Source organism: Bacillus paralicheniformis (assembly GCF_001042485.2).
Lineage (GTDB): Bacteria > Bacillota > Bacilli > Bacillales > Bacillaceae > Bacillus > Bacillus paralicheniformis.
This window is the reverse complement of sequence record NZ_LBMN02000011.1, coordinates 95,358-107,505: the sequence shown is the minus strand read 5'-3', so window position 1 is coordinate 107,505 and position 12,148 is coordinate 95,358. Positions and strand designations below refer to the sequence as shown.

Sequence of the window (12,148 nt, the reverse complement as noted above, 5' to 3'; positions counted from 1 at the left end):
ATATTGACTAAAAATATGGTAAGTATTATAATGAATTATGTATGTGATGTTATTAACTAAATGAGAATTTAATATTTAAATTCTCATTTTGATATGGGTAGCAGAACCCAAAAATCACAATTGGAGGGATACATAAAATGGCAGAACGCATGGTAGGTAAACAAGCGCCGCGCTTTGAAATGGAAGCGGTTCTTGCAAACAAAGAATTTGGAAAAGTAAGCCTTGAAGAAAACATGAAGAATGATAAGTGGACGGTTCTATTCTTCTATCCTATGGACTTTACTTTCGTGTGCCCGACAGAAATTACAGCAATGTCTGACCGCTATGACGAGTTTGAAGACCTTGATGCAGAAGTAATCGGCGTTTCAACTGACACCATCCACACTCACTTGGCATGGATTAACACAGACCGCAAAGAAAATGGTCTCGGCCAGCTGAAATACCCGCTTGCTGCCGACACAAACCATGAAGTATCCCGTGAATACGGCGTACTGATTGAAGAAGAAGGTGTGGCGCTTCGCGGATTGTTCATCATTAATCCGGAAGGCGAACTTCAATATCAAACAGTGTTCCATAACAACATCGGCCGTGATGTAGACGAAACATTGCGCGTGCTTCAAGCGCTGCAAACAGGCGGTCTTTGCCCTGCAAACTGGAAACCGGGTCAAGCAACTCTTTAATTTTTATTCTCAAATTAGAAATCAGATTGGAAAGGTCTAACATTTGTTAGACCTTTTTAATCGACAAAAATGACAATGGAGGAAAAATCATGAAATTACGCCAGCCGATGCCGGAACTGACCGGCGCAAAAGAGTGGTTAAACGGAGAAGTGACAAAAGAGCAGCTTATCGGAGAAAAGCCGACATTAATTCATTTTTGGTCGATCAGCTGCCACTTGTGCAAAGAGGCGATGCCGCAAGTCAATGAGTTCCGCGACCGCTACAGCGATAAACTAAACGTGGTGGCCGTGCATATGCCGCGTTCAGAAGACGATTTAGACTTGAATAAAATCAAAGAGGTTGCCGCTGAACATGATATTACTCAGCCTGTTTTTGTTGACAGCGACCATAAGCTGACTGACGCTTTCGAAAACGAATATGTTCCGGCTTATTACGTTTTTGATAAAACAGGCCAGCTTCGCCATTTTCAAGCTGGAGGAAGCGGGATGAAAATGCTCGAAAAACGTGTAAACCGTGTTCTTGCCGAAACAGAACAGTCTGCTGAATAAAGATGAAAAGCCCCGTTTTCATGGGGTTTTTTGTTTATTCGGCTCCTCATTGCAAAAAAAGCAAAAAAATTTCCTCTATCCGCCCCTTTCGACAAATGGATCATTAGACACTGTTTATTTTACTTGATGAGTCTTATGTCCTGTTTTTGTTTCAGGAGTATTTCTGACTTTCCCTGTACACAACAAACTGCGAATTCGACAAGTGAAATCTGGCAATTTTGAATATTCTGGATTTATAAGCCGGATTAATCATTGATATTTCACACTTTCCATCACGATTAAACAGTAGAGTCTATTCCTAAATTATGTTTCGTTGAAAAGTAATTTTCTATGTTCCTTCATTATTTACCATTTTTCGACAATGAGTTTAGAGTAGGCCGAAATGCTTCGAAAACTCCTCAGGCTTCAAGTTTTCCGGAAATTTAGTTCTATTTTCTTAACGGAAAGCAACAGTAGAAAAACGAAAAAATAGTTGATAAAATTAGTTTGGTAATCTAATATTTTTATTGGAAGGTTTATTTATTCTGATAGGAGGGTATAAACGGTATGTTTAACGAGAGGGAAGCATTGCGTTTAAGATTGGAGCAGCTGAATGAGGCTGAGGTTAAGGTGATTAGGGAGTATCAAATTGAGCGGGATAATATATATGCAAAGCTGCGTGAATTGGATCGTCCATCCAGCTTTAATGATACAAAAAAAGATTTTCGCCCGGAGCGTAAAACGGAATCTCTCCCTGTTTTAGCTGAATTAGCTGCGCAGGAGATGAAGAGCTATCAGCAACAACAGCAGCAGCCGCAAGCATCTCAAAAGAACCAGCAGCAGACTTCTCCGCAAACCTCCTCACTGCCTGCCGGAATTCCAGATGGAACGACAAGGCGCAGAAGGGGTACAGCACGTCCAGGCTCAAAAGCTGCAAAACTGCGTGAAGCGGCGATTAAAACATTAAAACGCCATAATGCGGCCATCAAAAGCTCCGAACTTCAAAAAGAAATCGAAAAAGAGAGCGGACTTGAGATCCCTAATATGACAACCTTTATGCAAAGCCTGATTAAAATGTACCCGGAAGTCAAAAAACCATACCGCGGTCAATATATATTAGAGGGTGAGATTTCTACCGAGACAGAGCAGCAATAGTCAAACCCTTGCTTTTCCAGATAGCGTTTCCATTTTGAGGAACACCAAGGCGGCCGCTATATACGCCGCCGCCCTAATCAACTGCTTGAGACAATCGACTCAAGCGGTTTTTTATAAAATCCAAATTATTCCTTAAAGTGGTATTCAATTTAAAGGTTTTGTTTCTTTGTCTTTGCGTTTAATTTGATAGACCCATTTTTGCGGGGTTGTTTCTTCTTTCGTCTGCTTTTTCCATTCAGTTATTTTCTGATCCATTTTCATGTCATTTTGTTTGATGACGCTCAATTGCTGTTGGAGCTGATCGACTTGCTCCGTAACTGTTTGAAGTACCGCCTCGATCTGCTCTGACCGTTCAAAAAGCTCTTCGTTTTGTTCAAGCGCCTTCTCCGTCTGCTGAGATGTATCAATATCGGCAAAATGAGAAGCGATCCACTTATCACTTTCATCGAGCTGCCTTTTATAGGATAAAATCGTTTCGTAAAACAGCGCTTCTTTTGTTTTTTCAGCCTCCAAAAGGCGGTTTTTCGTTTCTGTCACCCGCTCTTTTAATACCGCAACATCTGTTTCGATTTGTTTGAGCTGAAGACCTTTAGCATGAAGTTCGTCTTTCAGGCGGGCATTTTCGTGTGCAGCGTTTTCGAGCTCATGCTCCTTTTTTTCCCTCAGCGTTTTTTCTTTTTCCGCATGAAGCTTTTCATATTCTATTTGGCTATGTAAGCTTTTTTTCTCTTCTTCGGCTTTTACATTTGTTAAATGAAGGCGGTGCTTTTCTTCTATCTCTTGTTTTCTTGCATAGGTTTCTTTTTGAAGGAGCTCCTGAAGAACAACGATTTTACCCAGCAGTTCGCTTTTTATCCGGTTGAGCGTTTCGGCCGACTCGTCTTCCTTGTTTGCCGAAATCCGCTCCAGTTCGATTGACAGCTGCTGAAGCTGCTGCTTCAGCGCTGCGTTTTCCTGGCTGAGCTTATGATTTTTTTGATGAAAATAGCTTGCTTCAAGCTCGTGGATCAATTGATGTGACCTTGCCAGCTCCGCTTTTAAAAAAAGGTTTTCCTGTGATAAATCATGAAAATAAGGCAGCGAACCCGTTGTTTTTTTCATGGTGACCAGCCCCCTATTAATGTTACAACTACAATATGCATAAATGAAACACGGCATGCCTTTTGAAAAAGAGATTTTACAGACTTGTTCGGATTTCTAAAATTTTGCTATGATGTTCGCAGGCAGAAACACGCGAAGGAAGGTTGAGCTGCATGAAAGAAATACATGTCATATTATCGGGGGGCCTTTCACGCCGTTTTGGGGAACCGAAAGCGTTTGCCCGCTGGCAAGGCAAGCCGCTTTATCAATGGTGCAAACGTGCGCTGGGAGGCGATGTCCTGATATTGAGCCGTCCGGGGCTGACGGAGCGGTTTAAAGAATTCGGGGAAAAAGCGGTGCTGGAAGATATCGAACCGTTCAGTGGGAGAGGGCCGCTTGCAGGTATGTACACAGCCATGGTTCGGGCGGAAGGGGAATGCTATATTTTTTCGGCCTGTGATACCCCGCTTGTCCGGCAGGAGACCATATCGGCTTTAAAACAGCAGATGACCCCGGCGGATGACGCCGTCGTGCCGGTCGCAGACGGAAGGGCGCAGCCGCTTGTTGCTGTCTACAGCAGAAGGGTGAAATCCGTCCTCCTCGAACAGCTTCAGCAGAACGAGCTGAAGATCAGCAGTTTCCTCGACCGCATCCGCGTCAAGTATATTGAAGCTGATAGGGTCGGGGCAGAGCCGTGGGAATTTATAAATGTCAATAAAAAGTCGGATTTAGATAAAATAGAACCGTTCTTTCCGGGATGAAATATTTTATTATAGATTGCAAGGGTTTTTCGGAAAGTGTTTTTCAAAAAACAGCGGACGGAAAAATGATATGATATAGAAAAGGAAGTAAAGGGGATCATCCTGATGCATGAACGGTATTCAAGACAAATCAGATATCAAAACATCGGACAGGCGGGTCAGGACAGAATCAGGCAGAGCCATGTTTTGATCGTCGGAGCCGGGGCGCTCGGCACGTCGGCTGCCGAGGGGCTTGTGCGCGCAGGCATCGGTACACTGTCTATTATAGACCGCGATTATGTGGAATGGAGCAACCTGCAAAGGCAGCAGCTCTATACAGAGAAAGACGCTGAGGAAAGGCTTCCGAAAGCGGCAGCCGCAAAAGAACGTCTTTCCCAGATCAATCGCGATGTTGAGCTTCGTACATATGTTGCCGACGGCACCGTGGAAACACTCAGACCGCTGATCAAAGAAGCGGATGCTGTCATCGATGCAACGGATAACTTTGAGACCCGCATGATCATCAATGACCTTGCCCAAGAGACGGGCACTCCGTGGGTTTATGGCGCTTGTGTCAGCAGTCAGGGCATGTATATGACGATTATTCCTAAAAAAACGCCGTGCCTTGCCTGCCTGTTTGAAGATGTTCCGATTGGCGGGGCTACATGCGACACGTCGGGGATTATTTCGCCGGCCGTTCAAATGGTGTCGGCTTATCAGCAAGCTGAAATTCTAAAAATCTTAACGGACAACCAAGATACGCTTGAAACCGCTTTTGTCACGTTTGATTTATGGGCGAACACCCACTTCCGAATGGAGATCGGCCGCAATGAGACATGTCCTTCGTGCGGAGAAACGCCGGTTTTTCCTTTCCTCAGCAACATGAGCCAAAAAAAAGCCGACGTTCTGTGCGGAAGAGAGACCGTCCAAATTCGCAGCGATATGTTAAAACGGCTGCCTAAAGAGGAACTCATGAAAAAACTTTCGGGCATCGGAAAAGTGGATGCGAATGATTATTTGCTGCATGTACAATACGAGACATTCAGAATCGTCATATTTAACGATGGAAGAGCCCTTGTTCACGGCACAAATGATATAAAAGAAGCCAACTCCATATTGGCGAGAGTCATCGGAATGTAACAACAGGAGGTTTTTTTAATGATTGAAAAAAGAACGCCCATTCCAGTTTTTGAAGCCGCTGCGCGTGTCTCTCGGCACTGGAAGCAGGGAGATACAGAGTGGATCCACCTTGAGGAGAGTCTCCATAGATTTTTAGCCGAAGATGTAAAGGCTGATCACGACGTGCCCGCTTTTGACCGTTCGCCGTACGACGGCTTTGCTGTCCGAGCTTGCGATACCGCCGGTGCTTCACGGGAAAATCCGCTGCAATTCGAGGTGGTTGATCACATTGGAGCCGGAGCCGTGTCAGGTAAAACGCTCGGTCCTTTTCAAGCTGTCAGAATTATGACCGGAGCGCAGATTCCGGAGGGCGCTGATGCGGTAGTCATGCTTGAGCTGACGAAAACCTACTCAGAAGACGGTAAAAACTATATGGTGTTAAAACGCTCATTGGAGCCGGGAGAAAATATTTCAAAAACCGGAGAAGATGCGAGAAAAGGATCAGTGCTTGTGAAGAAAGGAACCCGGATCACACCGGGTGTCGTCGCTTTGCTTGCAACATTCGGATATGCAGCGGTACCTGCAGTCAAAAAGCCTGTGGTAGGCATCATTGCCACCGGAACGGAGCTCCTGAATGTCAGCGATCCCCTCGTTCCCGGAAAAATCCGCAACAGCAATGCAGGCATGGTGGCCGCCCAGGTTGAAGAAGCAGGCGGAACCCCCCTTTATTTAGGGAAGATTTCTGATCGATTTGACGAAAGCTTTGCAGCGGTGGAAAAAGCTTTGGACAAGGTGGATTTTCTGATTACGACCGGAGGGGTGTCCGTAGGGGACTTTGATTTTCTGCCGGCAATTTACGAAAAGCTCGGGGCCGAGGTCCTGTTTAATAAAGTGGCCATGCGTCCGGGAAGTGTAACGACTGTTGCTCAATTAAACGGCAAATTGCTGTTTGGGCTCTCCGGGAACCCGTCAGCCTGCTTCGTTGGATTTGAGCTGTTTGTCAAGCCGTCCCTCCACACCTGGCTGCATCATCAAAAGCCGTATTCTTTATGTGCAGAAGCGGTTTTAAGCAAGGATTTTCCAAAGCCTAATCCGTTTACAAGATTTGTCCGCTCGTTTGTATCCATTAAAGACGGGGCGCTTCATGCGGAGCCTGTCGGCCTGGATAAATCAAGCGCCGTCACGTCGCTGGCAGATGCCAATGCGCTGATGGTTTTGCCGGGCGGAACGAGAGGCTATGAGGCCGGGGCAAGAGTGCATGTTCTGTTATACCGGGATGAGAACGGAAGTGAAGAGCTGTGGCCGCACATTTTCCAATCCTCCAGATCGTAGGGTACCAAAACAGCGGCAAAACGACGTTCGTTGAAAAACTAGCGGAAAAGCTCGGTCAGCTCGGAGTCAAGATTGGCTGCCTGAAACACCACGGACATGGAGGAGAACCGGATGTTTTCGCCGAGGGAAAGGATTCCGACCGCTTTTTTCGGGCTGGAGCGGCTGCGTCCGGCGTCGAAGGAGCAGGCGTTTTTCAGCTGAGGGCGCGCGGCGAGTGGACGCTTGATCAACTGATTGCCGCTTATGGAGTTTTAGCGGTTCAGTGTCTTCTCATCGAAGGATTTAAACATGCGCCATATCAAAAAGTTGTCATGGTCAGAAACGAAGCGGACTGTCAGCTCTTGGAGGAATTGGACGGCATCATCGCCGTCATTTATCAAAAGAGCGAGCCGAAAACGGATGTTCCATCCTTTCATATTGAAGACCCGAGCGCCGTGGCTTTTATTCTGAATCATCTAAAGGAGGAAGGCGTTTGTCTGAACGATTTGTTATAACAAAAGAGCCGATTGTCATCGAAGATATCGTCAAAAAAGTTGAAAAAAGGGAAGCCGGTGCCATCACGACGTTTATTGGAACAGTGAGAGAATGGACAAATGGAAAAAAGACACTCTATCTCGAATATGAAGCATATGTTCCAATGGCGGTCAGCATGCTTGCTCAGATCGGGAAAGAAATCAATGAAAAATGGCCTGGTACAGCTGCAGCGATTACCCATCGCATCGGCAGGCTGGACATCTCCGACGCGGCCGTGGTGATCGCGGTGTCGTCACCTCACCGGAAAGCGGCATATGAAGCGAACGAATATGCGATCGAAAGGATAAAGCAAATTGTGCCGATTTGGAAAAAAGAACATTGGGAGGACGGCGAGACTTGGATCGGCGACCAGCTTGAGACAACTGAATACCCGGAAGGGAAACCAGATTTGGAAGCAGCGGCTTCCGACAGAAAAAGAGGTGCTGACCTTTGATTAAAATTTTACTGTTTGCCCAGCTTGCCGAACAAGCGGGTGCGCAGAGCGTTGATATAAATGAAGAAAAAACGACAACAGACGACATCAGACAGTTTTTAAAAGAAACTTACAATCTTCAGGGGACGGACCGAGCGATGATCGCTGTCAACGAAGTGTACAGAAGAGGAAACAGTGAGGTTAAGTCTGGAGATACGGTTGCTCTTATTCCCCCGGTCAGCGGAGGTTGAGAACGTCGGTCGGTTCAGGCATAGAGCCTGTTACCGACCGACGTTTTTTTTCGAACCGTTTTCCAGATAAATAAAACAGCCGCGCCGTTCTTTCGAAATGTTTGGTTCTAATTTTTGAATCAAGTCATAAAGCTCACTAATACGGTGAACGTTAAAATTGGTTCTTTCTTTCAGTTTCATTTTCAGTTCTTTTGTCGTTACAATTTTTCCTTTTTGCTGTTTAATAATGTCTACGCAATGTGCTGCATAATACTCTTTAGTGGAACGTCTATGTCGCTGGATTTGTCTGTCAAGTTCTCCTAACCTTGCGTAAATCCCTTCGCGTTCTTTCCGGAAGTCCTTCCAGATTTTTTGTTCCAATTCACCTAAGAGGAGAAGCTGTTTTTTTAAAGCCTCTCTTTTCGCCATTGCAATCAACTCCGTCATTCATAATTTGATAACATTTTCTATTATTTTACATCATCTTCCTTCATTCATCAAAAAATTTCCTTTGCCAACAAGAAACTATTTTTTATTGACTGTCACATTTTAAAAAGGATTTATTTCAAGCGGAAGAAGGAGGAAAACTCCATAATAAGTCTGAATTTTGTAAAATCGGTGGAATTTTATTTCGCAAACCGATATATTAGATGATGTGTCCTTGTTTTACATGAATTGGAAAGGTGCTGGTGCAAATGGAGTCCCTTAAAAAACTAAAAGATTTTTATTGGCCTTATAAAAGAATGTTCTTGTGGTCGCTTGTGTCGATGCTTCTGATGACGGCGATCACTGTTGTTTACCCGATTATTCTGCAAATGACAATTGATGAAGTGATTCTCGGCGGAAGGTACGGTTTGGTCATATGGATCAGCCTCGGGTTCATCGCTGTCATGGCGGCGAAGGGCGCAGCTACTTTTTTTCATCAGTATCTTGGAGATATGTTCGGAATCCGCTCGGTCTACCGGTTAAGAAAAGAGCTGTATGCGAAGTTGCAGCGTCTGCCGTTCAAGTATTATGACAGCGCTAAAACGGGAGATTTAATGTCGAGGCTTACGGCTGACGTCGAAGGCATCAGATTCTTTTTATCTTTCGGTTTTGCTGAGGCGATTCGCTTTATCCTGCTTGTCACCTTCAGTCTGTCTGTCATGTTTTCTTATTCTGTGCCGCTGACTCTGGTAACGATTGCTTCTCTGCCGTTTTTAGGAGCGGTTGTCTACAGGTTTGATAAAAAAGTGCATCCGGCTTTTCGGAACATAAGAAAATCTTTCGCCCGTTTAAATACGAAAGTTCAGGAAAATATCAGCGGCATGAATACCGTTAAATCTTTATCAAAAGAAGATTTTGAGATTCAAAACTTTACTCATTCAAATGACCATTTTCGAAATAAAAACTTAAACGCTTCGTTTATCATGTCTAAATTCTTTCCGCTGATGGAGTTTATCGGCAATATTTGCCTCGTTGCCCTGTTGTCGTTCGGCGGCTGGCTCGTGATGCAAAACAGCTTAAAACCGGGGGAGCTTGTCGCTTTTTTCAGTCTTGTCAATTACTTAATGTGGCCGATCATGAACCTCGGTTATGTCATCAACCTGTTTTCACAAGCGAAAGCATCAGGAGAGCGGCTGCTGGAAATTCTTGATGCCAAAGAGGAAATCACCGACAGCGGACATGCGGTGAAAAACGGCAGACTGAACGGCGATGTCGTATTCAGCGATGTTTCCCTTCAATATACAAAAGAAAACGCTGAAGCACTGCATGGAGTGTCTTTTCAAGCCGAGCGCGGCAAAACGATCGGGTTAATCGGTGCGACGGGGTCAGGAAAGAGCAGTATCATTCAACTGCTGAGCCGCTTTTATGAGCCGACATCCGGCCGGATCATGATCGACGGCAAGCCGCTTGAACACTACTCATTAAAAATGCTGCGCTCCAATATCGGCGTCGTCCCGCAGGAATCGTTTTTATTTTCATCAACGATCAGATCAAACATATCTTATGGAAATCCTGATGCATCAATGGAAGAGATCATCGAAAGCGCGAAAAGAGCCCAGGCGCACGATTTTATCATGGAGCTTCCGAACCAATACGATACGATGCTCGGCGAGAGGGGGCTCGGACTGTCCGGTGGCCAAAAACAGCGAATCGCGATTGCGAGGGCGATTTGTCTGAACCCGGGCATTCTCATCCTCGATGATTCGACGAGTGCCGTTGACATGGAAACGGAGCACCGTATTCAGCTTGCATTGCGGGAAGTGATGCGGGATCGGACGACGTTCATCATCGCTCACAGAATCTCATCCTTAAAGCATGCCGACGAAATTCTTGTGCTCGATAAAGGTGTTGTTAAGGAAAGGGGAACACACGAACAATTATTGGAAGAAAACGGTTTATACAAACGGATTTTTGATTTGCAGTATAAAGATCAAAATGTGTTGAATGAGCCGCATTTTGCAGGATAGGAGGCTCTTGCTATGGAAAATCAGGCGAAAAAACAAACATTGATGAATCGGTTTTTTTATACTTCAGACCAAATCATTGAAAAGCCTTTTAACTGGGCGCAGATGTGGAGGCTGCTCAAATATTTAAAGCCTTACCGAAAAAATCTGCTGCCGCTCTCCTTTTTAACGGTCATGATCTCGGCGGCGATCCGGCTGACGGTGCCGATTTTGATCGGCGTCTATGCGCTCGACAAAGCAATCGCAGGCCGGGATATGAATCTTCTTGCGATTCTGATCTCCGTCATCAGTGGATTATATCTTGTCAATTATGTTAGCAATGTGTTGAGAATCCGCTGGATGAACAAGCTTGGCCAGCATGTCATTTATGATCTCAGACAGCATTTATTTACGCATGTTCAGCGGCTGTCGCATCGCTTTTTCGATGAGCGTTCGGCAGGTTCCATCCTTGTCCGGATCATGAATGACATCAATTCTCTGCAGGAATTATTTACGAGCGGAGTCATCAATTTATTGATGGATATCCTGCTCCTCTTCGGTATTATCGTCATTCTGTTTTCGCTCAGTCCTGAGCTGACCATCGCCATCATGGTGACGCTGCCTGTTATGTTCTTCATTTCAACCAATCTCAGAAGGAAAATCCGACGATCCTGGCAAAAGGTGCGCTTAAAGCAGTCCAAACTGAATTCCCATTTGAATGAAAGCATTCAAGGCATCCGGGTCACTCAGGCATTTACGCAGGAAAAAGAGAATATGATGTATTTTGAAGGCGTCAACAGCGAGAACTTTGAAGCCTGGCGGGGAGCGACGAAAAAAAATGCGACATTCCGCCCGCTTGTAGAAATGACAAACGCCGTCGGGACGGCCATTTTAATCTGGTACGGCACAAGCTTAATCATCAATGAAACGATTACGATCGGTGTATTTGTCTCATTCGCCTTCTATCTCGGAATGTTCTGGGAGCCGATTTCAAGGCTCGGCCAAGTCTACAACCAGCTGTTGATGGGGATGGCTTCGTCAGAGAGGATATTTGAATTTCTGGATGAAAAACCGAGTGTGGCAGACAAGGAAGATGCGGTCAAAATTAAAGAATTAAAAGGCCGGATCGAATTTGAACAGGTGGAATTTTCTTATGACGGGAATCGCAAGGCGCTGCACAGCATTTCATTTGAGGTGCCGGCGGGAACATCGCTCGCGCTTGTCGGACATACAGGATCAGGGAAGACGACGATCGCGAATCTGATCAGCAGGTTTTACGATGCAACAGGCGGGACTGTCAAAGTGGACGGAATACCGATTACCGATATCTCGCTTTCCGATCTTCGTTCGCAAATCAGCATCGTGCTGCAGGATACGTTTATTTTTTCCGGAACGATTATGGAAAATATTCGTTTTGGCCGTCCGAATGCCGCCGATGAAGAAGTGATCGAAGCAGCAAAAGCTGTCGGGGCCGATTCGTTTATTTCAGCGCTTCCGAATGGATACGCCACAGAAGTGGAAGAACGCGGCAATGTATTATCGGCAGGTGAGCGGCAGCTCATTTCATTCGCGAGGGCGCTCCTGGCAGACCCTCGCATTCTGATCCTTGATGAAGCAACCGCAAGTATTGACACAGAAACGGAAGTCAAGATTCAGGCTGCATTGAAAACCCTGCTCCATGGCAGAACGGCTATTATGATCGCTCACAGGCTTTCAACGATAAGGGATGCGGATAAAATCCTGGTTCTTGACCACGGCCGGAAAATAGAGGAAGGAAATCACCAGGAATTAATCGAAAAACGTGGAATGTATTATGAGCTGGTGAAAGCGCAGTATCAAATGTTTCAGCGAAACTAAACTGAAACCGTCCGCGGCCGCATATTCTGAAACCGTCCGCGGCCGCATATTCT

At 45.5% G+C, this 12,148-nt stretch carries 13 protein-coding genes; 11 read left to right on the top strand and 2 right to left on the bottom strand.

Features of this window, described 5'->3' with window-relative positions:
- Positions 1–137: 137 nt before the first annotated feature.
- The 3 genes from ahpA to rok all read left to right on the top strand — a co-directional run bounded on the left by ahpA (position 138) and on the right by rok (position 2,362).
- The gene (gene ahpA, locus ACH97_RS08780) at positions 138–680 is read left to right on the top strand and encodes a biofilm-specific peroxidase AhpA (protein ID WP_020451207.1); all 543 of its coding nucleotides are present in this window, start codon (positions 138–140) and stop codon (positions 678–680) included.
- An 89-nt stretch (positions 681–769) separates the two neighbouring features.
- Positions 770–1,228 carry a redoxin domain-containing protein gene (locus ACH97_RS08775; RefSeq protein WP_020451208.1) on the top strand — a complete coding sequence of 153 codons (459 nt, stop codon included), beginning with the start codon at positions 770–772 and terminating at the stop codon, positions 1,226–1,228.
- Positions 1,229–1,774: 546 nt separating this feature from the next.
- Entirely contained in the window at positions 1,775–2,362 is a 588-nt protein-coding gene (rok, locus tag ACH97_RS08770; RefSeq protein WP_020451209.1) for a transcriptional regulator Rok, read from the top strand.
- A 144-nt stretch (positions 2,363–2,506) separates the two neighbouring features.
- Here the strand turns inward: rok and ACH97_RS08765 are convergent, their stop codons facing one another.
- Complete coding sequence (locus ACH97_RS08765; RefSeq protein WP_020451210.1) at positions 2,507–3,463, bottom strand: coiled-coil domain-containing protein; 957 nt, start codon at positions 3,461–3,463, stop codon at positions 2,507–2,509.
- A 152-nt stretch (positions 3,464–3,615) separates the two neighbouring features.
- On the opposite strand from ACH97_RS08765, the gene mobA reads away from it, so the two are divergent.
- The 6 genes from mobA (at position 3,616) to moaD (ending at position 7,830) form a co-directional block, all read left to right on the top strand.
- Positions 3,616–4,203, top strand: a complete 588-nt coding sequence (gene mobA / locus ACH97_RS08760; protein ID WP_020451211.1) for a molybdenum cofactor guanylyltransferase — start codon at positions 3,616–3,618, stop codon at positions 4,201–4,203.
- Positions 4,204–4,308: 105 nt separating this feature from the next.
- On the top strand, positions 4,309–5,322 hold the full coding sequence (locus ACH97_RS08755; RefSeq protein WP_020451212.1) for a molybdopterin-synthase adenylyltransferase MoeB: 1,014 nt from the start codon (positions 4,309–4,311) through the stop codon (positions 5,320–5,322).
- Between the two features lie 18 nt (positions 5,323–5,340).
- Positions 5,341–6,633, top strand: a complete 1,293-nt coding sequence (locus ACH97_RS08750; RefSeq protein ID WP_020451213.1) for a molybdopterin molybdotransferase MoeA — start codon at positions 5,341–5,343, stop codon at positions 6,631–6,633.
- Complete coding sequence (gene mobB / locus ACH97_RS08745) at positions 6,600–7,127, top strand: molybdopterin-guanine dinucleotide biosynthesis protein B (protein WP_020451214.1); 528 nt, start codon at positions 6,600–6,602, stop codon at positions 7,125–7,127. Before ACH97_RS08750 ends, mobB begins: the two co-directional genes overlap by 34 nt.
- A complete protein-coding gene (locus ACH97_RS08740) occupies positions 7,106–7,600 on the top strand; it encodes a molybdenum cofactor biosynthesis protein MoaE (RefSeq protein WP_020451215.1) in 495 nt (164 codons plus the stop codon). Before mobB ends, ACH97_RS08740 begins: the two co-directional genes overlap by 22 nt.
- A complete protein-coding gene (gene moaD, locus ACH97_RS08735; protein WP_020451216.1) occupies positions 7,597–7,830 on the top strand; it encodes a molybdopterin converting factor subunit 1 in 234 nt (77 codons plus the stop codon). The genes ACH97_RS08740 and moaD overlap by 4 nt, the downstream gene beginning before the upstream one ends.
- Before the next feature lie 30 nt (positions 7,831–7,860).
- On the opposite strand, the gene ACH97_RS08730 is transcribed toward moaD, so the two are convergent.
- Positions 7,861–8,238: a Rok-like winged helix domain-containing protein gene (locus tag ACH97_RS08730; protein ID WP_020451217.1), complete on the bottom strand. Its 378-nt coding sequence runs from the start codon at positions 8,236–8,238 to the stop codon at positions 7,861–7,863.
- Positions 8,239–8,504: 266 nt separating this feature from the next.
- Here ACH97_RS08730 and ACH97_RS08725 point away from each other — a divergent pair, with 266 nt between their 5' ends.
- Positions 8,505–10,262 (top strand): ABC transporter ATP-binding protein, encoded by a 1,758-nt coding sequence (locus ACH97_RS08725; RefSeq protein ID WP_023857282.1) that lies wholly within the window; start codon positions 8,505–8,507, stop codon positions 10,260–10,262.
- 12 nt (positions 10,263–10,274) lie between these two features.
- A complete protein-coding gene (locus ACH97_RS08720) occupies positions 10,275–12,095 on the top strand; it encodes an ABC transporter ATP-binding protein (RefSeq protein ID WP_023857281.1) in 1,821 nt (606 codons plus the stop codon).
- Positions 12,096–12,148 lie beyond the last annotated feature (53 nt).